This window comes from Bradyrhizobium sp. CCBAU 11434 (assembly GCF_028128895.1).
GTDB lineage: Bacteria > Pseudomonadota > Alphaproteobacteria > Rhizobiales > Xanthobacteraceae > Bradyrhizobium > Bradyrhizobium zhengyangense.
Map to the genome: position 1 here is coordinate 101,975 of NZ_LBJX01000096.1, position 22,451 is coordinate 124,425.

Below are 22,451 nucleotides of genomic sequence, written 5' to 3' on the forward strand. Positions count from 1 at the left end.
CATCCAATACCTGGAACCAACGGAGACAGGTGACCGCCATGCAACGGAGCGCAGCCGGCCTGTCCGCCGGACTCAGGGTATCGGAAGCCGAGCTGATCGATCGGGCGCGCAGCCGGGACGAGGCCGCGCTCCGCGAGATCATGCAGGCCAATAACCGCCGGCTCTACCGCCTCGCGCGCGGAATCTTGCGCAGCGATAGCGAGGCCGAGGATGTGGTGCAGGAAACCTATGTCCGCGCCTTCACCCATCTCGACGGCTTCAAGGGCGAGTCCGCGTTGTCGACCTGGTTGTCGCGTATCGCCATCAACGAGGCACTTGGCCGGGCCCGAAGTGCAAAACCGCATGTCGAGCTCGACTCAGTGCCGGAGGAGGCGCTTGAAGCGCAGATCATCAGGTTTCCCGTTTCTCCCGCAGGCGATCCGGAAAGGACCATGGCTCAACGTGAAATCCAGCGCGTCGTGGAACGCGCCATCGACGAATTACCGGACGCCTTCCGCATGGTTTTCGTCGCACGCGTCATGGAGGGCATGAACATCGAGGAGACCGCCGATCTGCTCGGCGTGAAACCCGAAACCGTGAAGACGCGGCTGCACCGCGCCCGCACCATGCTGCGTGAGAATGTCGAGAAGGAGATCGGCCCGGTGATGATGGACGCGTTTCCGTTCGCCGGCTGGCGCTGCGAGCGGCTGACGGAAGCAGTGCTTAAGCGCCTCGGAATCGGCGGTTGATTTTTTTCGGGAACGTTTGCGCGAAGCACCCATCCAATTCCTGTGAAGCAACGCCGGCAAACCGCCAGCACAGGAGTGTCAGACCATGCTCGTTCGTTGGAGCGCGGCGATCGCCGCCACCATTCTGTTGTCCAGCCCCGTGCTGATGCAAGGTGCACGCGCGGCCGATAAGCTTACCGATCCGCAGATCGCCCACATCGCTTACACCGCGGGCGTAATCGACATCAACGCGGCAAAGCAGGCGCAGAAGAAAGCGAAGAACAAGGACGTCAAGGCATTCGCCGACGACATGTTGCGCGACCACGAGGCGGTCAACAAACAGGCGCTCGCGCTGGTCAAGAAGCTGAACGTCACGCCCGAGGATAACGACACCAGCAAGGCACTGGCCAAGCAGGCCAGCGACAAGCTGGCCGAGCTCGACAAACTCGACGGCGCCGCCTTCGACAAGGCCTATGTCGCCAATGAGGTCGCCTATCACAAGACGGTCAACGGCGCGCTGGAGACGCAGCTCATTCCGTCCGCTGGTAATGCCGAACTGAAGAGCCTGCTGCAGACCGGCCTGAAGATCTTTCAGGGCCACCAGCAGCATGCCGAGCACGTCGCGTCGGAACTGAAATAGGGAGCGTGCGATGAAGCCGGGACGACTGTTTTCGATCGCCCTTGTCTTTGCGGCGACGGTCGTCCCGGCGCACGCCGCAACGATCGAGATCACGATGGAAAATCTCGTGATCTCGCCGGCGGAGGTGTCGGCGAAAGTCGGCGACACCATCACCTGGATCAACAGGGACGTCTTCGCCCACACTGCCACCGCGACGAACGGCGATTTCGACGTGACGCTGCCGCCGAAGAAGTCGGCGACGTTGGTTCTGAAGAAGGCGGGAACCGTCGACTATTACTGTCGCTTTCATCCCAACATGAAAGCGACGCTCAAGATCGAGCCTTGATGAAGACCCTGCCTGCGGGGGGGCTTTGTCAGGGAGGGCTTACTGCCGTGCGAGGCTGACGGAGAACTCGCCATTGCGGATGCGCGCGGGAAAACCCTCGACGAATTTCGCCACCGCGTCCTCGCCATAGGTGCCCACGAGTTCGGCCAGCGCCGCAAACAGGCTCGCCTGCGCCAGGCAATCGCCGTCGACGCCGTCATGGCGTGCTTCGGCCCAGGCCTCGTTCAGATAGCTCAGGGCGGCCTGTTTCTGCTCGTGATCGGGCAGCGGCGCGCGGGCGGGGGCGTAGGAAATCGGCTGGCTCATGAAACTCGATCAGGGCTGGGGCGCGATCCACGGCGATGCGCTGTGCGGGAGGTGTAGCACGCGCATTAACGACCGCTAGGCCACATCTTTAAGAACGGTTAACGGCTGTGAACAAAGTCGATGACAGGGTTCCAGTCGCTGTTATTCCGGGGCGCGACGAAGTCGCGAGCTATGATGCGCAATTGCGCATCTGAGAATCCATCAGGCCGCCGAGTTGGTGGTGAGGTGGCTCCCGGGTTCGCGCTACGCGCGCCCCGGAATGACGAATGGAGGGTTTCAGTTCGCGTAACGCGCCGTCAGATCCCGCGAGATCTTCGAGCCTTCCTCGATGTAGCGGCGAATCGCCACCGTCGCCGCCGGCGTGCAGCTTCGGTAGGTCTGCTGGAAGCCGTTATAGCCGCGGTTGAACGCGGCGATCATGCGGGTGCGCCGCTCGCCGGCGGGGGTCTCGGCATCGATCAGCGCCTGCATCTCGCTGCGCCATTTGTTGCCCTCGTTGGAGCCGCAGATGCCGCGCAGGTAGTGCAGCCCGCCCAAAATCTCGGCCAGCCGCTGCAAATCGGCGTCGAACGGCGCAGCCACGTCCTGGGCCCGGGCGGGCGCGGAAGCGCAGGCGAGGATCAGGGCAAAAATGGCCAGAAATCGCGGGAACATCGGCGGCGTGTATGCCCCCTCAGGGCTGATGACGCAAGGCGGGCGCTCAGGGGCCGATCAGGCGCGCGGCGGACTGGATGATCTCCTCCAGTCCCCCGGTCAGCTTGAGGTCGCTGAGGCTGCCGAGCGCGTCAGGGGCGATCCACCTGAAATCGTCGAGCTCGTCGTTCAGGGCCGGTTCCCGGGCCACCCAGCGGGCGGCAAAGGACATGATCAGGTAATGGCCGGCACCGGGTGCGGCCGGCAGCACCTCGCGCCAGCCAGCAAGGCCGACGATCTCGATAGCGAGCCCGGTCTCCTCGTCGACCTCACGGCTCAGGGCCTGGTGCAGCGATTCGCCGAATTCGACCCGCCCGCCGGGCAGCGAATAGAAGCCCTTGGCGGGGGAGCGGGCGCGTCGCGTCAGCAGCACCTTGCCGTCGCGGAAAATCGCGGCACTGACCGCGATCTGGGGATGGGTCGGCTGGACGACGGATGCCATGCTTTTGACGACCTGGCTCAGTTCGCCATGATGGTATCGACGTCGGCTTCCGCGCCGCCATTGATGATGCCGCCGCAAGCCGCGATCAGCGGCTTGACCCAAGCCGTCGCCTGCTCGGCCAGCCGAACGCGGGTCGTGTCCTTCTCGACCTCGCGCATGGCCGAGCCGACCGCTGATAGAATCGAGGTCATGGTGTCGGTGATGTGGTCGAATTGGGCGCGCACGCTCGGTTCGGCCTTCTCATAGGCTTCGATGGCGAGATCCCGCGCCTTGAAGTTCGAGGCCGTAAAATGTTCGGCATAGGACAGCGGCGACCAGGTCAGGAAATCCTCGGCGCATTCGGGCATGTCCGGGACCATCTCCAGGAGCATGACCGCTTCATTGAAATGGTTGAGATAGTCCGTGGCAAGCCCGGTTCGCGGGTTGATGTTGGCCACGCGCAGCCGCTCAGCCCAGGCCGCGGCCTCGGGGCCCGTCTGTGCGCGCGTTGCGGGTTGGGAGGCCATTGAGCTCATCGGCCGCAGTGTTAACGTTCGGGGTTAAAAGGACCTCAACGGACCCTATATTGGCGCAAGGATGTGTGGACGCTTCGTCATAACTTCGGCCCCCGCGGCCTTACGGCAACTGTTCGGCTATATCGACCAGCCGAATTTCCCGCCCCGGTACAATGTCGCCCCGACACAACCGATTCCGGTGGTGTTGGTCGAGAATGGCGCGCGCCATTTCCGCCTGATGCGCTGGGGCCTGCTGCCGAGTTGGGTCAAGGACCCGAAGGGCTTTACGCTTCTCATCAACGCCCGCTCGGAGACGGTGCTGGAGAAGCCCGCGTTCAAAAAAGCAATTCGCCGGCGACGCGGCCTGATCCCGGCTGATGGCTATTACGAATGGAAATCGGAAGGCGGCCGCAAGCAGCCGTTCTTCATCCATCACGCCGACGGTGCGCCGCTCGGTTTCGCCGCATTGTTCGAAACCTGGATCGGGCCGAACGGCGAGGAGCTCGACACGGTCGCGATCGTGACGGCCGCTGCGGGCGAAGACTTGGCCACGCTGCATGACCGCGTGCCCGTCACCATCAGCCCGCGCGATTTCGAGCGCTGGCTCGATTGCCGCGGCGACGAGATCGATTCGGTTCTGCCGCTGATGACGGCGCCGCGCGTCGGCGAATTCGCCTGGCACCCGGTCTCCACCCGCGTCAACCGCGTTGCCAATGACGACGAGCAACTGCTCCTGCCGATCAGCGCGGAGGAGATGGAGGCGGAGGCAGAGGTTGCGAAGCCCAAGAAGGCGGTGCGGAAGGTTGCTGCTGCGTCACCGGATGATGGGCAGGGCTCGTTGTTCTAGGCGCGCTGCCGTAGGGTAGGCAAAGGCGCAACGCGCAGTGCCCACCACCTCTCGCTTCAATACGCGATGGTGGGCACGCTTCGCTTTGCCCACCCTACAAGAGCTTGACTTGTTCGCCTCAGGCCGCAGCGACCGCCGATCCGAGCGCGGCGTTGCTGAACGCCTCGCCGCCGATCCCCCAGCCACCATCCACAGCGTAGCTGACATTTGCAAAAATGTGCTCGCGCCTGATGCGTCCCTCGGCGGCCTTCTCGATGATGGCGGTTCCCTCGGAGATCCAGGCGTCCTTCAGCTCCTGTGTCGGCAGCACGAAGGACGGCACCTTGAGCTCGAACACGGCGATGTCGGCAGGCTTGCCGCCGGAATAGGTGCGCCGCTTCGGCACTACGGTGACCTCGCCGATGACGTTCGGCGTCATGAAGCGGTTGCCGGTCAAGCCGTGCAGGCGGAGCAGCAACTCGGTCAGCTTGCCGAACGCCTCGGCTTCGCCTGATGGCGTCAGCGCGCCTTCGGGAACGATGATCTGGATAGGCATGTGAGGTCTCCCTTTGAACCGTAACATAACGGTCGTTATATAGAACATAACGATCGTTATCTCGTCAAGTCTAATATAACGATCGCTATCGAGAGGTGAGCTTTGATGGCACGACCGAAGAAGAGCGATGGTGACGCACGTGCGCGGCTGGCGGATGCGGTCGGGCGCGGCTTCCGCACCGGCGGATTCGGCGGCGCCGGGGTGGACGCGCTCGCAAAGGGGGCGGGCCTCACCTCGGGCGCGTTCTACGCCCATTTCGACTCCAAGGCGGATGCATTTCGGCTGGCGGTCGCGGATGGGCTCGCCTTCCTGCGCGGCGGCATCGCGCAGTTTCAGGCGCAATACGGCAACGCCTGGCGTGAGCCGTTCATCGATTTCTATCTCGGTGAGCGAATGGAGGTTGGCCTGGATGAGGCCTGCGCGCTTCCGAGCTTTTCCTCCGATGTCGCGCGCTCGGACGCGGCGACGCGCACTGTCTACCAGGCAGAGCTGGAGCGCCTCGCGGATCTCGTCGCGCAAGGCTTTCGCGGCACGCATGCGCGCCAGCGCGCGCTGGCGCTGCTGGCGATCCTGACAGGTGCCGCCGACATGGCGCGCGCGGTGAAGGACGATTCCATCAGGCGCGAGATCCTCGCCGCGGCCAAGGTCGCGGCCAAGGCGATCTAGCTCTCAGACGATCTCCCGCGCTCTCAGCGCCGCGATCTCCGCCGCGTCAAAGCCCAGCTCGGCCAGCACCGCATCCGTATCCGCCCCGAGCTCCGGCGCCATCCTGTCGAGCTTGCCGCCGCCATGGGCGAGCTTGAAGCCGCTGCCGGCAAAGCGCAGGCGGCCGTAAGGCGTGTCGAGCTCCTGGATCGCACCGCGCGCCTTGATCTGCGGATGGTCGATCACCTCTTCGATCTTCCAGATGCTGGCGCAGGGCGCCCCGGCGTCCTCGAGGATCGTCTCCCATTCACGCGCGGGCTTTGCCGCAAGTGCCCCTTCGATGATGGCGCGCAGCGCCGGCTCGTTCTCGTTGCGCGAAAACCAGTCGGCAAAGCGCGGATCGCTCAGCGTGTCCTCGCGGCCGAGCGTGGTCATCAGCGCGCGGTACTGCTTCTCGTTGTTGACCGCGAGCAGGATGTAACCGTCGCCCGCCCTAAACAGGTTCGCGGTGGTCTTGCGGCTGACTGCCTGGTTGCCTGAGAGCTGCTGGCGATGGCCGGCGACCGACCAATCCGCGATCTGCCCTGACAGAAACGCCATCGTCGCCTCCAGCATGGAGACGTCGACGAGCTGGCCCTTGCCGGTGCGGTCGCGCTGGTAGAGCGCGCTCGACACCGCAAATGCGGCCGTTGCGCCCGACAGCACGTCGCACACGGCAAAGCCCGCCCGCGTCGGGCCCGTCTCGGGGTGACCGGTGATCGCCATGATGCCCGACAGCGCCTGGATCTTGCCGTCATAGCCGGGCCGCAGACGGTCCGGGCCGGTCTGGCCGAAACCCGACACCGCGCAATAGATCAGATTTGGATTGATCGCCGAGAGCGCCTCATAGCCGATGCCGAGCTTGTCCATCACGCCCGGGCGGAAATTTTCCATGACGACGTCGACTGTCGCGGCAAGCTTCTTCACGATCGCGATCGCGTCAGGCTTTTGCAGATCGAGCGTCAGGCTGCGCTTGTTGCCGTTGATGGCCTGGAACGCCGGTGCCAGTCCGCGCTCTGCCCATTCGCGGCTGAGTGGCGTGCGACGCATGTCCTCGCCCTCGCGCCGCTCGACCTTGATGACGTCGGCTCCCAGAAGTGCGAGCTGGTAGCTCGCATAGGGCCCGGCCAGCACTTGCGTGAAGTCCAGAATCTTCACGCCTTCGAACGGTCGCGTCACGTCTCTCTCCCTGCTTATTGTCGTTATTGGAAGGACGTCAGGCGGCGCGGTTGCCGCGCGCGATCTCCTTCTGCTTGTCGAATTCGGCGCGGCGGCGGGCGAGCTCCTCCGGTGAAAGCTGCGCGACGTTGTTGTAGTCGAGCTTCCAGGAGGCGTCTTCGTTCCAGCGCAGCGGCGACTGCATCGTGGTCTGCGGCCCGCTCGCGGTCTCCAATAGTTTGAGCGCGAGCTCCAGCGTTTGCGCCTGCGAGGCGATGTCCTGCGGCTTGCCGGCGGAATTGCCGAGCGGGAAGTCGCTGAACAAAAAGCGCGGCACGGCCGCTTGTTCGATGATGTCCTTGGCACAGCCCATGATCACGGTCGCAATGCCGTTGGCTTCGAGGTGCCTTGCGACCAGCGCCGTGGTCTGATGGCAGACCGGGCAGTTCGGCACCAGCACGGCGACATCGACCTTGTCGGCAAGGCAGCGCGCCAGAATCTCCGGCGCGTCGGTGTCGAGCGTGACGCGATGGCTGCGATTGGTCGGCGCGCCGAAGAAGCGCGGCGCGACCCCGCCGATGCGGCCCGTAGCGCTTGCCTTCAAAAGCTGCGGCAGTGGAAACCAGGTGCCGTTGTCGGTCGCCGTGGTGTGTTTGCGGTCGTAACCGATATGCGAGATGCGCAAATCGTGCTGTTGCGAGGTGTCGCCGTCATAGACTTGGTAGAATTTGGCGCTGCCATTATACGCCGCGCCCGGGCCTTGATCACCCTTGGCGGGATCGTAGGGCGCGGCCGTCGTGATGATGGTGACACGCGACTCCGCCAGCGGTTTCGTCAGCTTCTGGAACGGCGCCGCGGTGTAATGCGCCCAGCGATACGGCGTGGTGTAGCCGATCGCGCTGTAATAATCCCGCGTGCGCTGCATATAAGGGATCGGGGAATCATAGTCGGGCGCAAAACCGAATTCGTCGTCGCGCGGAGCGGACATGGGCGCGTCTCCTGGTTCTTGTTGAGAGGCAGACTAGAGATAGTTTTCGGGTTGCTCAACAGGGGCCAGGGCCGCGCAGGCCAGAATTGCCACCGCAGCGGTCTAGCGAAAGATATGGAGCGCGGCGTATTGCAGCAGCATGATCGCCTTGCCGTCGATGATCCTGCCGTCGGCGATCATCGCCAGTGCCTCGTCGATGCCGAGCTCCAGCACCTCGATGTCCTCGCCCTCGTGCTCGAGGCCGCCGCCGTCGCTGACCCGCATGTGCGGCGCGTACTCGGCGACGAAGAAATGCAGCTTTTCGGTGATGGCGCCCGGGCTCATGAAGGCTTCGAACACCTTGTGCACGTCGTGCAGGCGATAGCCGGTTTCTTCTTCGGCCTCGGCGCGGATGCGCGCTTCGGGCTCGGCATTATCAAGCACGCCGGCGGCCGCTTCGATCAGTAGATCGTCGTAGCCGCGGATGAAAGCCGGCAGGCGGAACTGGCGCACCAGGATCACGCTGCGCTGCGCGCGATTGTAGGGCAGGATGGCGGCCGCGTTGTCGCGCTCATAGGTCTCGCGCTTCTGCGTCTGCCACTCGCCATTGGCGCGCCGGTAGTCGAACGTGGTGCTCTTCAGCGTGGTCCAGCCGTCCGAGAGCACGCGAACGTCCTTGATGCGGACGCGGTCGGAAATGGTCATGACTGTCTTTCAGTGTTCGCGGCCGTCGAGCCACTTCTGGAACATCACCGAGGTCGATTCCTCGAAGCGGAGCGATTGATAGAACGCACTCGCCTGCGCATTCTCGCGGCGAACCAGCAGCTGCAGCTTGGCGATGCCGGCATTGCGCAGCCAGTCCTCGGCGGCCGCCATGATCGCCCGGCCATAGCCGCGCTTGCGGCCATCGGGGTCGACCGCGACGTAATAGACCCAGCCGCGATGACCGTCATGGCCGACCATGACGGTCGCCACGATCGCGCTATTGTCGCGGCCAACAAGCACCGTCGAGTTCTCGCGCCGCCGTGCCAGCGCGATATCGGTATGCGGATCGTTCCAGGGGCGCGTCAGGCCGCAGCGCTGCCACAGCGCCACCACCGGCTCGACATCGGTGTCGTTGATGGCATCGATCTTGAGAGCAGACATGCCTACAGCACTTTCCCCGGATTCATGATGCCCAGTGGATCGAGCATCGCCTTGATCGACCGCATCAGCTCGATCGCGGTCTTGTCTTTGACGTCAGGCAGCTCGTCGCGCTTGAGCACGCCGATGCCGTGCTCGGCCGAGATCGAGCCGCCCATGCGCAGCACGATCTCGAACACCACGGCGTTCATCTCATGCCAGCGTGCGAGAAAGTCAGCGGTGTTGGCGCCGATCGGCTCGCTGACATTGTAATGCAAATTGCCGTCGCCGAGATGGCCGAACGGCACCGGCCGTGCACCGGGGATCAGTTTGACCACAGCGGCATTGGCCTCCTCGATGAAGGCCGGCACCGCAACGACGGGAACGGAGATGTCGTGCTTGATCGAGCCGCCCTCCGGCTTCTGCGCCGCCGACATCTCCTCGCGCAGCTTCCAGAAATTGCTGCGCTGGGTGAGGTTGGCCGCGATCACGGCGTCGTCGACGATCTCTTCCTCCATGGCGCGCCCGAGGATCGTCTCCAGCGGCGTGCGGGCGTCGTCGCCGGGGGAGGACAATTCCATCAGCACATACCAGGGGTGCTTCTCGCTGAGCGGATCACGCACGTCGATGCCGTGCCGCACCGAGAAATCGACCGCCATCTCCGAGAGTAGCTCAAAGCTCGTCAGCGCATTCGCGGCCTCGCCCTGCGCGATCGTCAGCAGCTTGAGTGCCGCCGCCGGCGATTTCAGCCCGACATAGGCGGTCTCGATCGCCCGCGGCTTCGGAAACAGCTTGAGCGTGGCCGCGGTGATGATGCCTAGCGTGCCTTCGGCGCCGATGAAGAGATTGTGCAGATTGTAGCCGGTGTTGTCCTTCTTCAGCTTCGACAGCAGGTTGAGCACGCGCCCGTCAGCCAGCACCACCTCGAGGCCCAGCACCATCTCGCGCGCGACGCCATAGGCGAGCGCCGCGGTGCCGCCGGCGTTGGTCGAGAGATTTCCGCCGATGGTGCAGCTGCCTTCCGCGCCCAGCGACAGCGGAAACAGTCGGTCCACATCGGACGCCTTCTGCTGCGCGATCTGCAATATCACGCCGGCCTCACACGTCATGGTGTTGGAAGCGGTGTCGACCTCGCGGATCTTGTCCAGGCGGCGCAGCGACACAACGACCTCGCCATTATGCGGCGTCTGGCCCCCGACGAGCCCGGTATTGCCGCCCTGCGGCACCAGCGCGATTCTGTGTTCGGAAGCGAGCTTGCAGATCGCGGACACTTCCGCCGTCGAACCCGGGCGCAGCACCAGCGGCGAGCGGCCGTGGAACAGGTTGCGCTCCTCGGTGACGTAAGCCTCGATATCGGCCGCATCGGTGATCGCATGGCGATCGCCGACGATCTTGCGGAATTGGTCGATCAGCTCAGGCGCAAGCGGCGGGGTGGCGGATTGATTGATGTTCATCGTGTCTTGTTCCACTCTTATCGTGCCACCGCAGCTCGCCGCAGCCGGTCGTTGATTGCTTCGCCCAAGCCTTCTTCCGGAATCGTCATCACGGCGATCGCTCGCGGTGTCTTCGCGTCGAGGCTGCGAAGATAGCCGAACAGATTGGCCGCGGCTTCATCGAGATCGCCCGTGGACGACAAATTCATGACGGCGGCGGCGGCCTCCACACCGGGCAGGCGCACAGGGCCAAAGGCCAGCAGCGCCTCGCCGGGCGCAACGTCCTGCGCGTGAAGCCGCACAGTGGCGCGCGGCGCGTAATGCGAGGCCAGCATGCCCGGCGCCAGCGGCTGGCTGTCGTCGCTGTCGGCCTCGACGAGTGGCCGCGCCAGCGGCGCGCCGAGCACGGCCTCGATCCGCTCGCGCGACAGTCCGCCGGGGCGGAGCAGCATCGGCGCCTCGAAGCAGCCGACGATGGTCGATTCGACGCCGACCGCAACCGGCCCGCCGTCGATGATCAGGTCGATCCGTCCCGCAAGATCGCTCTCCACGTGGGCCGCCAGCGTCGGCGAGACGTGGCCGGAGATATTTGCGGACGGTGCCACCACCGCCCCGCCAAAGGTGCGCAGGATCGCCTCCGCCACCGGATGGGCGGGAATGCGGATCGCGACGGTGTCGAGGCCTGCCGTGGCGAGATCAGAGACCGGACAATCATCCGTCTTCGGCACCACCAGCGTCAGCGGTCCCGGCCAGAAGGCCTCCGCAAGCCTGAGCGCGCGCGCATCGAACCGGCCGATCCGCCGTGCCGCCGCGAGGTCGGGGACATGGGCGATCAGCGGATTGAACGCCGGCCGGCCCTTGGCGCTGTAGATGTGGGCGACCGCAGTGGCATTGGCGGCATCGGCGCCGAGCCCATAGACCGTCTCGGTTGGAAACGCGACCAGCCCGCCGGCGGCCAGGGTCCGGGCGGCGGCTTGTGCGCCGGCCTCACCGGCTGGCAAAATCAGCGTTTCAAGACCCGTTTTCACAGGGACAAAATTCCTCAGCTCGGCCGCTTGCGGTGCGCCAAACCCGACGCTATAAGCCGGCCTCTTGTCGGAGTGTGGCTCAGCCCGGTAGAGCACTGCGTTCGGGACGCAGGGGTCGCAGGTTCGAATCCTGCCACTCCGACCATTCTTCCAAAAGTTGACGTTTTCCAAAGGCTTGGCGGACCGGCCGCCAGCGTCTCGAGACGCCTTTGTGCAACGATTTTGAGGGCGGGTCCACGGCCGATTTGGTTCGCGCAGGGGCGGTTGCCGCAGCGGCATGGCTGGCCCGAGGATAATCCAACGCTGGCGGTCAATGACGTCTTGTGGATCGCGCGGCCCAGACCCCTGGCTTCAATCGGTATTCATCCAACACAAACGGCGCGGCCGAGATCGACCGCGCCGTTGTAATCTTTCAGGACTGTGCCTCAGTACGCGTACGGTGCCGGTCCGTAAGCCGGCGTGCCCCAGCCGGGCTCGTCATATCCGTAACCGGGCTCGCGATAGCCATAGGTGTTGGTTTGACTCCAGCCGCCGACGGGACGGCACTGACCGACGCCGGCCATCAGCTGGCCGCCGCTCATGGCTGGACCCGCGGCGCCGACAGCCGCTCCGGCCGGAGGGGTACACCCGCCCGGACCGCGTCCCGCGGCGAGGCTGGGGCTTAGAGTCGCGAGTGGCAAAATCGCGGCCATCAGTGCGGCCGCGCTCACAAGTTTCATGCGTGTCATGGTTGTCTCCATGTCAGGTTTCGACACGGGGGCCAATCCCTGCTGCCTTCGGCCGTTCCTTGCCGACGGATCGCGATTTCGCGAGCGCAAAAGATTTCTTCCGGATTTCGCGGCACGGCGCGATTCACTCACACGAGCTTGTCCTTTCGAGCGTGCGTCATCACCGCCGCGCTACCAGCACACCCACCAGAAACGCCACGATCAGTGACGGCAGCGGGGCCTCGCGGACCATGCCGCGGACGATGTCTGACCAGTGCTGATCGGGGACGAGTCCTGGCGATCTGATCTCGGCCGCCGGCGCGATCTCCCACTCCGTCGCAAGCTCGGCGATCTCGCTTGAAGCCAGACGTACGCCATCACGCACGCGGAAGATCGCGGCCTCCGCGCGCTCGCGCGGGGCGAGCAGCATCACGGTTGCGATTGCCGTGCGCAGCGTCATCTCGCCAAAGCCTTGCAGCCTCACCGACTCCTCGGGTTCGGACGTCATGCAAAAATCCTCACAGCGCGAAGTGGCGCGCGATGGTGAAGGCCGCCGTCGCGCACAAAACCAGCGTGGAAACCGCGCCGGCCACACCACGCGCGAAAAGGGCTCGCGTCAGATGCCTGGTCATGATTTTGCTCCATGCTCCCCATGGAAATGGCGGGGCGGAGCGTTGGTTCCGAGGCGCTGTGCGAATCGTCCTGCGCGCAGGCGCGGCTACTTCCGCAGCAACTCGCGCAGCGCCGCCGTCGCCTCGGCGCAGCGGATGTCGTCGATCTCCCTGGACAGGTTGAGCGCGCTCGATTTCAGCTCTTCCACCTTCCAGCTTTCGGGATGCTGGCTCTCGAGCTGGCTTAGCCGCTTGTTCAGATCATCCAATCTGGATTGAAGCTGCCCGATGCTGGCGGCTCCATTCACGTTCCAAACGCGTTGTGCACGCATCGTCGTTCCCCTGACTTGTCTCACGGCGTTGTGAGCAGGGTTCGTGGCCGCAATGGGCGTTTCTTTTGTCCGGTCTTAGATCGTCGGGAACCGTTGCAGATTGGCAACGAAAGTTCCTGGAATGCCTGATTTCGCCAAAATTCCTTGCGGCATCCGGCCCGACAGGCGCGGAATCTGCATAGGCGCGGCTGGATAGTGCGGCGGCTCTCGGGAAATCCGGGGCGCGTATGAGGGCAAAGGCGTGGCGAGATTTTTGACTGTTGCGGCCGGCCAGCTCGGCCCGATCGCGAGAAGCGAGACGCGGACTGAGGTCGTCGGGCGGCTGATGGCGTTGATGCGCCAGGCCAAGGCCAATGGCTGCGATCTGATCGTCTATCCCGAGCTCGCGCTGACCACGTTCTTTCCGCGCTGGTATTTTGAGGATCAGGCCGAGATTGACGGCTTCTTTGAACTCGAGATGCCGGGGCCGGAGACGCAAGCGCTGTTCGACCTCGCGCGCGAGAGCGGCATCGGCTTTTGCCTCGGCTATGCGGAGCTCACGCTCGAGACTGGCATCGTCCATCGTTACAACACGTCGATCCTCATCGACAAAAGCGGCGCGACGGTTGCGAAGTACCGTAAGGTCCATCTGCCCGGTCATGCCGAGCATGAGCCATGGCGCAAGTTTCAGCATCTGGAGAAGCGCTATTTCGAGCCCGGCTCCGGCTTCGGTGTCGTTGACGCCTTCGGCGGCGTGATGGGAATGGCGATCTGCAACGATCGCCGCTGGAGCGAGACCTATCGGGTGATGGGCTTGCAGGGCGTCGAGATGGTGATGATCGGCTACAACACGCCGGTGCACAATCCGCCGGCGCCCGAGCACGACGATCTCTCGCTGTTCCACAACCATCTGGTGATGCAGTCTGGCGCCTATCAGAACGGCACCTTCGTCGTCGGCGTCGCCAAGGCCGGTGTTGAAGAGGGCGTCGACCATGTCGGCGGCAGCTGCATCATCGCGCCATCAGGCGAGATCATCGCGCGATGCACCACCAAGGGCGACGAGCTCGCGTTTGCCCGCTGCGATCTCGACCTCTGCAACTCCTACAAGCGCACGACGTTCAATTTCGATGTTCACCGCCAGCCGCAGGCCTACGGGATGATCGTGGAGCGGAAGGGCGTGACGACCATGGCGGACGGCACGCCGGTGCGGCGGAAGGGGTGATCGCTCTTCGCGTGTCGGGTTGCCATTCTGTCTCCTCATCGTCGTTCTGGCGAAGGCCAGGATGACGCCAGGGTGGGGCCGTTGTCGCGTCCCCAACAATCACAAACACGTGCCTTTATTTGGGAACAATCATTCCCTAATATATCGCGATGCAAAAGGCCGCCCGAAAATCCGAGCCATCAGCCCATCCTCCCGGTCGTCCCCGGGAGTTCGACATGGACACAGCGCTCGACGGCGCCATCAGGGTGTTCTGCGAGCGCGGCTATCATGCGACCTCCATCGGAGAGCTCACGGCGGCCATGCGGCTTGCCACCGGCAGCGTCTACAAGGCGTTTCGCGACAAGCATGCCGTCTTCCTTGCCGCCTTCGAGCGCTACGTGGCGGTGCGGAGCGAGCAGACCCGCAATGCAGCCGCGCGCGGCGCCAATGGCCGCGAGCGGGTGCGCAACGTGCTGCTGTCCTATGTCGAGCACTCGCAAGGCGCAGAGGGGCGCCGCGGCTGCATCGTGGTCGGCAGCGCGGTCGAACTGTCGGCGGTCGATCCGGTGATGCGTGCGCGCGTCACAACGCAGCTCAAGACCAACGAAAGCTTCATCGCCGGCCTCATTCGCGAGGGACAGGCCGACGGCTCGATCCCGGACCATGTCGACGCCGACGATACCGCACGGCTGATGATCTGCATGACGCAGGGGCTGCGCGTCGTCGGCAAGGCGCGCCTGCCGCTCGACGGCGAGCGCCTGGTCGGCGTCGCGATGAGGCTGCTTGCCTGAATTGTTGTCGAATTAGGGAACGAACGTTTCCTATATATTGAGAGAGTCCTGGAGAGCTTGGAATGACGATGAATGCCACGATCGAGACCGCGCCGGAGACGGATGCGGTGTCGCAACGACTGACCTTCGTGCTAGCCGCGGCCTGTGGCATGGTCGCCGCCAACATCTACTACGCTCAGCCGCTGATCGCCCCGATCAGCGCCGCGCTCGGCCTGTCGCATGCGGCGGCCGGCCTGATCGTAACCATGACGCAGATCGGCTATGGCACGGGGCTGCTGTTTATCGTGCCGCTCGGCGATCTCGTCGAGAACCGCACGCTGATCTGCACCGTCATCGCGCTCGGTGCGGCGGCACTGGTGGCGGCCGGCTTTGCGACCCATGCGCTGCCGTTTCTGATCGCGGCGCTGTTCATCGGCCTCGGCTCGGTCGCGGTGCAGATCATCGTTCCCTATGCCGCCCATCTGGCGCCGGAAGCCATTCGCGGCCGGGTCGTCGGCAACGTCTCGACCGGATTGATGCTCGGCATCATGCTGGCGCGGCCGGCCTCGAGCTTCATCACCGCGGCGCTGTCGTGGCATGCGGTGTTCTTCTGCTCGGCGGCGTTGATGATCGCGCTCATCGTCGTGCTTCGCCTGACGCTGCCGCAGCGCAAGCCGGTGGCGCGGATGCACTACGGCGCGTTGTTGCTGTCGATGCCGCATCTGGTGCGGACCATGCCGCTGCTGCGGCGCCGCGCGCTCTACCAGGCCGGCCTGTTCGGTGCCTTCGCCCTGTTCTGGACGGTCGTTCCGCTGCAGCTTGCCAGCCAATTCGGCTTCACCCAGAGCGGCATCGCGCTGTTCGCGCTCGCCGGCGTGTCAGGCGTGTTCGCGGCGCCGATCGCAGGGCGGCTGGCCGATCGCGGCCACAGCCGCATCGCCACGCTTGCTGCGATGCTGTTCGTCGCCGTCGGCTTCCTCGTCACGCATGTCGGTGCGGTCGGATCGGTGCTCAATCTTGCCTGTCTGGTCGTTGCCGCAATCGCGATCGATTTCGGCGTGCAGGGCAATGTCGTGCTGGGCTTCCGCGCCATCTTCGTGCTCGGCCACGAGTATCGCAGCCGTCTCAACGGCCTCTACATGGCGACGTTCTTCGCCGCCGGCGCGGCCGGATCCGCGGTCGGAGCCTGGGCGTTCGCGCAAGGCGGCTGGACGCTGGCTTCTGCCATTGGCCTTGCGCTGCCCGTCGCCAGCCTGATCTACGCTGCAACCGAATAGCGGTACGATTGTGTGCCGGGACCGTTTACCAAGGCTCGGATAGTCGGGCGCACAGGGCGTAATTTCCGCTTCGCAGAGTCCCTGCAGCTGTAGTACTTTGGTCGCAAGCGGCCTGGTTAACGGCGGCAGGGGGAGGCCCTATGAGGCGTGCGGGACTGGTTGGCGTACCGCGAGTACGGCCATGGTCGTGGCAGGCATTTCTGCTCGGATTTGTTTCGGTCGCGGTGTCGGCTGCGCTTCAAGGCGTCTGCGTCGCGCTCGGCGCCAAGCTCTATTTCGCAACCTTCCTGCCCGGCCTGTTCGTGCTCGGCCTTGTCGCGGGCGCGCCTGCGGCCATCTTCGCAGCTCTGCTCACCATTCCGGTGGTGTGGTTTGCGTTCATGCCGCCGGTCTTCGAGATCACCCCGCTGACCGCTGCTGACGCTGATTCCATCAACCTGTTCTTCCTGCTTGCCGTCCTCCTGATCGGCCTGGCCGATCTCTGCCGCAAGGCCATGGCGATCGTCAGCCGCGGCGGATTGAAGGCGTCAGGCGAGAGCGCGGCAACGAATTCGCAATAGACGGAGGGTGTTGCGATCACGCCGTTGCGCGCGCGCAACAGTCCGGCAACCATCCGTGCAACCGGATCGCGCCGCTAACTTTTCGAAAAAGATTTGGCCGCAGTTTCTCCCGCGGGATTACGAGGGAGTTTTGGTCATGAACGGGCACGCCATTTTCGAGAACGTGCGCCGCTACCGCGGCATCGCATCGCTCTATCGCCAGACCGCGGCGTTTCGTCCGAGCCAGCGCTGGTCGCTGCTGGAGCAGGCCAGCGAGTGGGAAGCCCGCGCGCTGTCGGAGCTGGAAGCCTATTTCGCCGCACACGCCGATTTCGCCACGCCGCGCGCCGCCTGATGGTCAACCATCGCGAGTATGCGTGCCGGCAGGATACGTGGGCCATACGGAGTTACGCCGTCGGCCCCGTATGCTAGCAATTCGCCGACCAATTCCGTCACGACGACCGGGCACGCGATGACCACCTTCAACCGCATCTTCACGACAGAGCGTCTGCTCCAGATCATCGTCATTCTGGCGGCGACGATCGCAATGAAGCTGATGGGCTGAACGCGGCGCTATCGCTCGCCGAAATCGGGCACTTCAGGCAGATAATTCGCGCCCTCCGAGCCCAGGAAATCGAACATCGCCTGCGCCGGCGGCAGCAGCACCTTGTCGCTGCGGCGGATCACGTACCATTGCCGGACGATCGGCAGGCCCGCGACGTCGAGCACGACGAGGCGGCCCTCGGCGAGCTCATGCGCCACGGTGTGCGCCGAGATGAAGGCGATGCCGAGCCCGGCGATGACAGCCTGCTTGATGGTCTCGTTGCTGCTCATCTCCATGCCGATGATCGGCTCGAGGTCCGACTTCTGAAACATCCCCTCCATCAGCGTGCGGGTGCCTGATCCCGGCTCGCGCGTAAGGAAAGTCTCGTGCACGAGGTCAGTCAGGCTCAGGCCTGAATCCTTCTCCAGCCAATGTCCCTTGCGCGCGACGATGATGTGCGGATTGCGCCCGAGCTGGCGCACGTCGACGCTGACGTCGGCCGGTGGCCGACCCATCACGGCGAAATCGAGTTCGTAGCCGTGCATGGCCTCGCGGATCTCCTCGCGGTTGCCGATGGTTAGCTTGATCTCGATCTTCGGCGAGCGCTTGGAGAACGCCGCGATCGCGTGCGGCACGAAATATTTCGCGGTCGAGACCGCCCCAAGGTGCACCGTTCCGCCGGTCTTGCCGGCGAGCAGGTCGAGCGCACCCTGGCAGTCGGCGATCGCGGCTTCGACGCGTTCGGCGAGCGCCAGCACCTCCCGACCTGCCTCGGTCAGTAGCATGCCGTCCCCGGTCCGCTGCACCAGCGGCAAACCCGCAAGGTCCTGAAGTTGCCGGAGTTGCTGCGTCACCGCCGGTTGCGTCAGCCCGAGCTGGGTCGAGGCCGCCGTCACGCTGCCTTTGGCCGAGAGCGCGGCAAGCGAGCGCAACTGCCGGATCGTCAGATGCCGGAGTTGGGTCGCCGCATGGCCGGAACCATTATAAGGAAATTCTTTGGCACTCATTATGATTAGAAATTTTCCTTATTAAGCCGCCCCTGTCAATCTCATCGTGCTGGGACAGACCGCACCGACCTCCGGAAGGGAGGGAACTGGATGCGATGCCCGCAAGGGGATGGACGCAGATGACCGGGCAACTCAGGCTGGACGACCACCTTCAACGCTATTCCGAGACGGCGCCGCACGCGCTGGCCGTCGCGGCCGCAGTCGACGCCATCGCAACCGCCGCGATCGAGATCGCCGACCTCATCGCCACAGGCGCTCTCGCCGACGCCTCCGGCCTGACCACCGGCTGCAACAGTGACGGCGACATCCAGCGCGACCTCGACGTGCAGGCCGATGCGATCCTGCGCCGCTGCCTCGGCAAGCTGCCGATCGCGGCGCTGGCGTCGGAAGAGATGCGCGAGCCGCAGATCGGCGACCGCGCAGCCGAGATTTGTGTCGCGATCGATCCGCTCGACGGCTCCTCCAACATCGACCTGAACATGACCGTCGGCACGATCTTCTCGATCCTGCCGGCACCCGACGATCTCGGCCTCGCCTTCCATCAGCGCGGCTCGGCGCAGCTGGCGGCAGGCTTCGTCACGTACGGGCCGCAAGTGTCACTGGTGCTAACGCTCGGCGATGGCGTCGACATCTTCACCCTCGATCGCAAGGCCGGCTGCTTCCGTCTCGCGCGGAGCGCCGTACAGATCTCCGAAACTTGCGAGGAGTTCGCGATCAACGTCTCCAACCGTCGCCATTGGGATCCGCCGGTGCGCGCCTTCATCGACGAATGTCTCGCCGGCATCGACGGGCCCGCGAACCACAATTTCAACATGCGCTGGATCGGCTCGCTGGTTGCTGAAGCCTATCGCATCCTGACCCGCGGCGGCGTGTTCCTCTATCCTTCGGACGCGCGGCCTGGTTATGGCGACGGCCGCCTGCGCCTCGTCTACGAGGCCCACCCGATGGCCATGATCATCGAGCAGGCCGGCGGCTCGGCCTCGACCGGGCGCGAGCGCATCCTCGATCTGTCAGCGCAAAGCCTGCACCAGCGCGTGCCCCTGATCATGGGCTCGAGCAACGAGGTGCGGCGCGTCGCTGAGCTGCACTGCGATCCGCTGCTGGTCGCCAGCGTCTCCGCACCGCTGTTCGCGCGGCGCGGCTTCTTCCGGCTGTGAGCGAGGTGACCCATGTCCAGGAAGCATCCCATCATCTCCATTACCGGCTCGTCCGGTGCCGGCACCACCTCGGTCAAGAAGACCTTTGAGCAGATCTTCTTCCGCGAGAAGGTCAACGCCGTCTACATCGAGGGCGATGCGTTCCATCGCTATGACCGCGCCGAGATGCGTGCGCAGATGGCGACGGAGGCCGAACGCGGCAACAAGCATTTCAGCCATTTCAGCCCCGAGACCAATCTGTTCGAGGAGCTGGAGCGTGCCTTCCGCGATTATGGCGAGACCGGCACGGCGGTGACGCGGCACTACGTGCACGACGAGGAGGAGTCCGCGCTGCACGGCGCCGCGCCCGGCACCTTCACCGAATGGGAACGACTGGCGGAGAACTCGGACCTCTTGTTCTACGAGGGCCTGCACGGTGCCGTCGTCACCGACAGGGTCAATGTCGCGCGCTATGCCGACCTCAAGATCGGCGTCGTGCCCGTCATCAATCTCGAGTGGATCCAGAAGCTGCACCGCGACCGCAGCGCGCGGGGCTATTCGACCGAGGCCGTGACCGACACGATCCTGCGGCGGATGCCTGATTACATCCACTACATCTGCCCGCAATTCACCGAGACCGACATCAATTTCCAGCGCGTGCCGACGGTGGACACGTCAAATCCGTTCATCGCGCGCTGGATCCCGACGCCTGACGAATCGATGGTCGTGATCCGCTTCAAGAATCCACGCGGCATCGACTTTCCCTATCTGCTGTCGATGCTGCCGCACAGCTGGATGTCGCGGGCGAATTCGATCGTGTGTCCGGGTGCGAAACTCGACCTCGCCATGCAGCTGATCCTGACGCCACTGATCATGCAGCTGATCGAGCGCAAGCGCAGCCTGAAGTGATCTGCAAGATCGACAATTGGAGGATCTGATGAACATTTCGGTTCATGCCGACGCCGAGCTCACGGCCGTCGCGCACAGCGATCTCGCCAACGCCGTCCGCTTCCTCGCGGTCGATGCCATCGAGACCTCGCAGTCCGGTCATCCCGGCCTGCCCATGGGCATGGCCGATGTCGCGACAGTGTTGTTCTCGCGCTTCCTCAAATTCGACTCGGCGCATCCGAACTGGCCGGATCGCGATCGTTTTGTCCTCTCGGCGGGCCATGGCTCGATGCTGCTGTACGCGTTGCTGCATCTCACTGGCGGTGATGTCAGCCTCGACGACATCAAGGCCTTCAGGCAGTGGGGCTCGAAGACACCGGGACATCCGGAATATGGCCACACGCCCGGCGTCGAGACCACGACGGGTCCGCTGGGGCAGGGGATTGCGACGGCCGTGGGTATGGCGCTCGCCGAGCGCATGGCCAATGCGCGGCATGGTGATGGTCTTGTGGACCACTTCACATATGTGATCGCAGGCGACGGCTGTCTCATGGAGGGCATCAGCCAGGAGGCGATCTCGCTCGCAGGACATCTTGGGCTCGGCCGCCTGATCGTGCTGTTCGACGACAACGGCATTTCGATCGATGGGCCGACGTCGCTCGCGACCTCGGATGACCAGCTGGCACGCTTCGCGGCTTCAGGCTGGTCGGTGCGCCGCGTTGATGGCCACGATCCCGAAGCCGTTGCTCAGGCGATCGCGGAAGAGCGCGAAACCGGAAAGCCGTCGCTGATCGCCTGCCGCACCATCATCGGCTATGGCGCACCGGACCGTCAGGGCACCGAGAAGGCGCATGGCGCGCCGCTCGGCACCGAGCAGGCCGCGGCAGCAAGGCGAACGCTTGGCTGGGACTATCAGCCCTTCGTGGTGCCGATCCCTGTCGCAAAGGCGTGGCGGATGATCGGGCAGCGCGGGCAGGTCGAACGCCTCGCCTGGCTCGACCGCTACGAAGACGCGACGCCCGAGCAGCGGGAGCTCTTCATTGAGGGCAAGTCGGTTGCCCTGCCGAATGCCTATGCCCAGGCCTCGGCGAAATTGCGCGAGCGCTTTGCCACCGAGCGTCCCAAGCTCGCGACGCGGCAAGCCTCGCAGCAGGTGCTCGATGGCATCGCGGGGACCATCCCTGGCTTCGTCGGCGGCTCGGCGGACCTGACGCATTCAAACCTGACGCATGCCAAGGCCCAGACGCCCGTCAAGCGCGATGCGTTCGCCGGCGACTACATCCACTACGGCATTCGCGAGCACGGAATGGCCGCTGCGATGAATGGTCTCGCGCTGCACGGCGGCTTCATCCCCTATGGCGGCACGTTCCTCGCGTTTTCCGATTACAGCCGGCCGGCAATCCGCCTTGCGGCCCTGATGCGGCTGCGCGTCATCCACGTGATGACGCACGACTCCATCGGGCTCGGCGAGGATGGGCCGACGCATCAGCCGGTCGAGCATCTCGCCGCGCTGCGCGTCATTCCGAACTTGCTCGTGTTCCGCCCCGCCGACGCGGTCGAGACGCTGGAAGCCTGGGACTGCGCGCTTGCGAGCGAAGATCGTCCATCCGTGCTGTGCTTGTCGCGGCAAGCTCTGCCGACCTTCCGCAGCGATGTCCGCGGCCGAAACCGCGTCGCACGCGGTGCTTATGTGATCGTTTCGCCGGACGGCGGCCGTGACGTGACGTTGATGGCCACAGGCTCGGAAGTCTCGATCGCGCTGGAGGCCGCCCGGCTGCTCGCGACCGAGTACGTCCGCGCGGCCGTGGTCTCCGCACCTTGCTTCGCTCTGTTCGAGGAGCAGCCGGATGACTATCGCGCCGCCGTTCTCGGCACCGCGCCACGTGTCGGCGTCGAGGCGGCGGTCGCCGGTGATTGGTTTCGCTGGATCGGCGCTGACGGCGAGTTCGTCGGCATGCGCGGCTTCGGCGCCTCGGCGCCGGCACCGGTGCTCTACCGCGAGTTCGGCATCACGCCGCAGAGCGTCGCCGAAGCTGCCCGCCGGGCGATTGCCCGCGTCAGCAAGCCATAACAGGAGGA

28 protein-coding genes and 1 tRNA gene are annotated in these 22,451 nt (G+C 64.8%); 14 read left to right on the top strand and 15 right to left on the bottom strand.

What is annotated here, in order from left to right:
- Positions 1 to 38: 38 nt before the first annotated feature.
- The 3 genes from XI06_RS27235 (at position 39) to XI06_RS27245 (ending at position 1,672) form a co-directional block, all read left to right on the top strand.
- Positions 39 to 728 (top strand): RNA polymerase sigma factor, encoded by a 690-nt coding sequence (locus XI06_RS27235; protein ID WP_237863395.1) that lies wholly within the window; start codon positions 39 to 41, stop codon positions 726 to 728.
- Positions 729 to 813: 85 nt separating this feature from the next.
- Entirely contained in the window at positions 814 to 1,347 is a 534-nt protein-coding gene (locus XI06_RS27240) for a DUF4142 domain-containing protein (protein ID WP_237863396.1), read from the top strand.
- Between the two features lie 10 nt (positions 1,348 to 1,357).
- Complete coding sequence (locus XI06_RS27245; protein ID WP_237863397.1) at positions 1,358 to 1,672, top strand: cupredoxin domain-containing protein; 315 nt, start codon at positions 1,358 to 1,360, stop codon at positions 1,670 to 1,672.
- Between the two features lie 39 nt (positions 1,673 to 1,711).
- Here XI06_RS27245 and XI06_RS27250 read toward each other — a convergent pair whose 3' ends face one another.
- From XI06_RS27250 to XI06_RS27265, 4 genes are all read right to left on the bottom strand, one after another.
- Positions 1,712 to 1,978, bottom strand: a complete 267-nt coding sequence (locus tag XI06_RS27250) for a hypothetical protein (RefSeq protein WP_057757219.1) — start codon at positions 1,976 to 1,978, stop codon at positions 1,712 to 1,714.
- Positions 1,979 to 2,254: 276 nt separating this feature from the next.
- Positions 2,255 to 2,632, bottom strand: a complete 378-nt coding sequence (locus XI06_RS27255; protein ID WP_237863398.1) for a TIGR02301 family protein — start codon at positions 2,630 to 2,632, stop codon at positions 2,255 to 2,257.
- A gap of 46 nt (positions 2,633 to 2,678) precedes the next feature.
- On the bottom strand, positions 2,679 to 3,113 hold the full coding sequence (locus XI06_RS27260; protein ID WP_237863399.1) for an NUDIX hydrolase: 435 nt from the start codon (positions 3,111 to 3,113) through the stop codon (positions 2,679 to 2,681).
- 17 nt (positions 3,114 to 3,130) lie between these two features.
- The gene (locus XI06_RS27265; RefSeq protein ID WP_237863400.1) at positions 3,131 to 3,628 is read right to left on the bottom strand and encodes a hypothetical protein; all 498 of its coding nucleotides are present in this window, start codon (positions 3,626 to 3,628) and stop codon (positions 3,131 to 3,133) included.
- Positions 3,629 to 3,689: 61 nt separating this feature from the next.
- Here XI06_RS27265 and XI06_RS27270 point away from each other — a divergent pair, with 61 nt between their 5' ends.
- Entirely contained in the window at positions 3,690 to 4,454 is a 765-nt protein-coding gene (locus XI06_RS27270; protein WP_237870241.1) for an SOS response-associated peptidase, read from the top strand.
- Positions 4,455 to 4,572: 118 nt separating this feature from the next.
- Here XI06_RS27270 and XI06_RS27275 read toward each other — a convergent pair whose 3' ends face one another.
- Positions 4,573 to 4,989, bottom strand: coding sequence for a Tautomerase enzyme (locus XI06_RS27275; RefSeq protein WP_237863402.1), 417 nt, complete (start codon positions 4,987 to 4,989; stop codon positions 4,573 to 4,575).
- Positions 4,990 to 5,094: 105 nt separating this feature from the next.
- Here XI06_RS27275 and XI06_RS27280 point away from each other — a divergent pair, with 105 nt between their 5' ends.
- Positions 5,095 to 5,655: a TetR family transcriptional regulator gene (locus XI06_RS27280; RefSeq protein ID WP_237863403.1), complete on the top strand. Its 561-nt coding sequence runs from the start codon at positions 5,095 to 5,097 to the stop codon at positions 5,653 to 5,655.
- A gap of 3 nt (positions 5,656 to 5,658) precedes the next feature.
- Here XI06_RS27280 and XI06_RS27285 read toward each other — a convergent pair whose 3' ends face one another.
- The 6 genes from XI06_RS27285 to XI06_RS27310 form a co-directional block, all read right to left on the bottom strand.
- A complete protein-coding gene (locus XI06_RS27285) occupies positions 5,659 to 6,852 on the bottom strand; it encodes a CaiB/BaiF CoA transferase family protein (RefSeq protein ID WP_237863404.1) in 1,194 nt (397 codons plus the stop codon).
- 37 nt (positions 6,853 to 6,889) lie between these two features.
- Entirely contained in the window at positions 6,890 to 7,819 is a 930-nt protein-coding gene (locus XI06_RS27290) for a glycine reductase (protein ID WP_237863405.1), read from the bottom strand.
- A gap of 102 nt (positions 7,820 to 7,921) precedes the next feature.
- A complete protein-coding gene (locus tag XI06_RS27295; protein WP_271606952.1) occupies positions 7,922 to 8,503 on the bottom strand; it encodes an NUDIX domain-containing protein in 582 nt (193 codons plus the stop codon).
- A 9-nt stretch (positions 8,504 to 8,512) separates the two neighbouring features.
- On the bottom strand, positions 8,513 to 8,944 hold the full coding sequence (locus XI06_RS27300; RefSeq protein ID WP_237863407.1) for a GNAT family acetyltransferase: 432 nt from the start codon (positions 8,942 to 8,944) through the stop codon (positions 8,513 to 8,515).
- A 2-nt stretch (positions 8,945 to 8,946) separates the two neighbouring features.
- Entirely contained in the window at positions 8,947 to 10,374 is a 1,428-nt protein-coding gene (locus tag XI06_RS27305) for an FAD-binding oxidoreductase (protein WP_271606953.1), read from the bottom strand.
- Between the two features lie 17 nt (positions 10,375 to 10,391).
- Complete coding sequence (locus XI06_RS27310; RefSeq protein WP_237863409.1) at positions 10,392 to 11,381, bottom strand: L-threonylcarbamoyladenylate synthase; 990 nt, start codon at positions 11,379 to 11,381, stop codon at positions 10,392 to 10,394.
- A 68-nt stretch (positions 11,382 to 11,449) separates the two neighbouring features.
- On the opposite strand from XI06_RS27310, the gene XI06_RS27315 reads away from it, so the two are divergent.
- Positions 11,450 to 11,526: transfer RNA gene (locus XI06_RS27315), tRNA-Pro, on the top strand.
- A gap of 280 nt (positions 11,527 to 11,806) precedes the next feature.
- On the opposite strand, the gene XI06_RS27320 is transcribed toward XI06_RS27315, so the two are convergent.
- From XI06_RS27320 to XI06_RS27330, 3 genes are all read right to left on the bottom strand, one after another.
- Positions 11,807 to 12,109: a hypothetical protein gene (locus XI06_RS27320; protein ID WP_237863410.1), complete on the bottom strand. Its 303-nt coding sequence runs from the start codon at positions 12,107 to 12,109 to the stop codon at positions 11,807 to 11,809.
- A gap of 160 nt (positions 12,110 to 12,269) precedes the next feature.
- A complete protein-coding gene (locus XI06_RS27325; protein WP_237863411.1) occupies positions 12,270 to 12,596 on the bottom strand; it encodes a hypothetical protein in 327 nt (108 codons plus the stop codon).
- 210 nt (positions 12,597 to 12,806) lie between these two features.
- Positions 12,807 to 13,031: a hypothetical protein gene (locus tag XI06_RS27330; RefSeq protein WP_237863412.1), complete on the bottom strand. Its 225-nt coding sequence runs from the start codon at positions 13,029 to 13,031 to the stop codon at positions 12,807 to 12,809.
- A 241-nt stretch (positions 13,032 to 13,272) separates the two neighbouring features.
- On the opposite strand from XI06_RS27330, the gene XI06_RS27335 reads away from it, so the two are divergent.
- The 5 genes from XI06_RS27335 (at position 13,273) to XI06_RS27355 (ending at position 17,152) form a co-directional block, all read left to right on the top strand.
- A complete protein-coding gene (locus XI06_RS27335; protein ID WP_271606954.1) occupies positions 13,273 to 14,232 on the top strand; it encodes an N-carbamoyl-D-amino-acid hydrolase in 960 nt (319 codons plus the stop codon).
- Positions 14,233 to 14,447: 215 nt separating this feature from the next.
- A complete protein-coding gene (locus XI06_RS27340) occupies positions 14,448 to 15,002 on the top strand; it encodes a TetR/AcrR family transcriptional regulator (protein WP_237889436.1) in 555 nt (184 codons plus the stop codon).
- Between the two features lie 62 nt (positions 15,003 to 15,064).
- Positions 15,065 to 16,258: an MFS transporter gene (locus XI06_RS27345; protein ID WP_271606955.1), complete on the top strand. Its 1,194-nt coding sequence runs from the start codon at positions 15,065 to 15,067 to the stop codon at positions 16,256 to 16,258.
- Between the two features lie 140 nt (positions 16,259 to 16,398).
- The gene (locus XI06_RS27350) at positions 16,399 to 16,818 is read left to right on the top strand and encodes a DUF4118 domain-containing protein (RefSeq protein WP_237863416.1); all 420 of its coding nucleotides are present in this window, start codon (positions 16,399 to 16,401) and stop codon (positions 16,816 to 16,818) included.
- A gap of 136 nt (positions 16,819 to 16,954) precedes the next feature.
- Complete coding sequence (locus tag XI06_RS27355; RefSeq protein WP_237870257.1) at positions 16,955 to 17,152, top strand: hypothetical protein; 198 nt, start codon at positions 16,955 to 16,957, stop codon at positions 17,150 to 17,152.
- A gap of 218 nt (positions 17,153 to 17,370) precedes the next feature.
- On the opposite strand, the gene XI06_RS27360 is transcribed toward XI06_RS27355, so the two are convergent.
- Positions 17,371 to 18,348 carry a LysR family transcriptional regulator gene (locus XI06_RS27360; protein WP_237889439.1) on the bottom strand — a complete coding sequence of 326 codons (978 nt, stop codon included), beginning with the start codon at positions 18,346 to 18,348 and terminating at the stop codon, positions 17,371 to 17,373.
- A 119-nt stretch (positions 18,349 to 18,467) separates the two neighbouring features.
- On the opposite strand from XI06_RS27360, the gene XI06_RS27365 reads away from it, so the two are divergent.
- The 3 genes from XI06_RS27365 to tkt are packed head-to-tail and all read left to right on the top strand — an operon-like array spanning position 18,468 to position 22,443.
- Entirely contained in the window at positions 18,468 to 19,505 is a 1,038-nt protein-coding gene (locus XI06_RS27365; protein ID WP_237863419.1) for a class 1 fructose-bisphosphatase, read from the top strand.
- 12 nt (positions 19,506 to 19,517) lie between these two features.
- Positions 19,518 to 20,393, top strand: a complete 876-nt coding sequence (locus XI06_RS27370) for a phosphoribulokinase (RefSeq protein ID WP_237863420.1) — start codon at positions 19,518 to 19,520, stop codon at positions 20,391 to 20,393.
- Positions 20,394 to 20,421: 28 nt separating this feature from the next.
- The gene (tkt, locus tag XI06_RS27375; protein ID WP_237889441.1) at positions 20,422 to 22,443 is read left to right on the top strand and encodes a transketolase; all 2,022 of its coding nucleotides are present in this window, start codon (positions 20,422 to 20,424) and stop codon (positions 22,441 to 22,443) included.
- Positions 22,444 to 22,451 lie beyond the last annotated feature (8 nt).

Coding starts and splice junctions, on each gene's coding strand:
- XI06_RS27235 (WP_237863395.1), top strand. CDS start 39: ATGCAACGGAGCGCAGCCGGCCTGTCCGCCGGACTCAGGGTATCGGAA.
- XI06_RS27240 (WP_237863396.1), top strand. CDS start 814: ATGCTCGTTCGTTGGAGCGCGGCGATCGCCGCCACCATTCTGTTGTCC.
- XI06_RS27245 (WP_237863397.1), top strand. CDS start 1,358: ATGAAGCCGGGACGACTGTTTTCGATCGCCCTTGTCTTTGCGGCGACG.
- XI06_RS27250 (WP_057757219.1), bottom strand. CDS start 1,978: ATGAGCCAGCCGATTTCCTACGCCCCCGCCCGCGCGCCGCTGCCCGAT.
- XI06_RS27255 (WP_237863398.1), bottom strand. CDS start 2,632: ATGTTCCCGCGATTTCTGGCCATTTTTGCCCTGATCCTCGCCTGCGCT.
- XI06_RS27260 (WP_237863399.1), bottom strand. CDS start 3,113: ATGGCATCCGTCGTCCAGCCGACCCATCCCCAGATCGCGGTCAGTGCC.
- XI06_RS27265 (WP_237863400.1), bottom strand. CDS start 3,628: ATGAGCTCAATGGCCTCCCAACCCGCAACGCGCGCACAGACGGGCCCC.
- XI06_RS27270 (WP_237870241.1), top strand. CDS start 3,690: ATGTGTGGACGCTTCGTCATAACTTCGGCCCCCGCGGCCTTACGGCAA.
- XI06_RS27275 (WP_237863402.1), bottom strand. CDS start 4,989: ATGCCTATCCAGATCATCGTTCCCGAAGGCGCGCTGACGCCATCAGGC.
- XI06_RS27280 (WP_237863403.1), top strand. CDS start 5,095: ATGGCACGACCGAAGAAGAGCGATGGTGACGCACGTGCGCGGCTGGCG.
- XI06_RS27290 (WP_237863405.1), bottom strand. CDS start 7,819: ATGTCCGCTCCGCGCGACGACGAATTCGGTTTTGCGCCCGACTATGAT.
- XI06_RS27295 (WP_271606952.1), bottom strand. CDS start 8,503: ATGACCATTTCCGACCGCGTCCGCATCAAGGACGTTCGCGTGCTCTCG.
- XI06_RS27300 (WP_237863407.1), bottom strand. CDS start 8,944: ATGTCTGCTCTCAAGATCGATGCCATCAACGACACCGATGTCGAGCCG.
- XI06_RS27305 (WP_271606953.1), bottom strand. CDS start 10,374: ATGAACATCAATCAATCCGCCACCCCGCCGCTTGCGCCTGAGCTGATC.
- XI06_RS27320 (WP_237863410.1), bottom strand. CDS start 12,109: ATGACACGCATGAAACTTGTGAGCGCGGCCGCACTGATGGCCGCGATT.
- XI06_RS27325 (WP_237863411.1), bottom strand. CDS start 12,596: ATGACGTCCGAACCCGAGGAGTCGGTGAGGCTGCAAGGCTTTGGCGAG.
- XI06_RS27330 (WP_237863412.1), bottom strand. CDS start 13,031: ATGCGTGCACAACGCGTTTGGAACGTGAATGGAGCCGCCAGCATCGGG.
- XI06_RS27340 (WP_237889436.1), top strand. CDS start 14,448: ATGGACACAGCGCTCGACGGCGCCATCAGGGTGTTCTGCGAGCGCGGC.
- XI06_RS27345 (WP_271606955.1), top strand. CDS start 15,065: ATGACGATGAATGCCACGATCGAGACCGCGCCGGAGACGGATGCGGTG.
- XI06_RS27350 (WP_237863416.1), top strand. CDS start 16,399: ATGAGGCGTGCGGGACTGGTTGGCGTACCGCGAGTACGGCCATGGTCG.
- XI06_RS27355 (WP_237870257.1), top strand. CDS start 16,955: ATGAACGGGCACGCCATTTTCGAGAACGTGCGCCGCTACCGCGGCATC.
- XI06_RS27360 (WP_237889439.1), bottom strand. CDS start 18,348: ATGAGTGCCAAAGAATTTCCTTATAATGGTTCCGGCCATGCGGCGACC.
- XI06_RS27365 (WP_237863419.1), top strand. CDS start 18,468: ATGACCGGGCAACTCAGGCTGGACGACCACCTTCAACGCTATTCCGAG.
- XI06_RS27370 (WP_237863420.1), top strand. CDS start 19,518: ATGTCCAGGAAGCATCCCATCATCTCCATTACCGGCTCGTCCGGTGCC.
- tkt (WP_237889441.1), top strand. CDS start 20,422: ATGAACATTTCGGTTCATGCCGACGCCGAGCTCACGGCCGTCGCGCAC.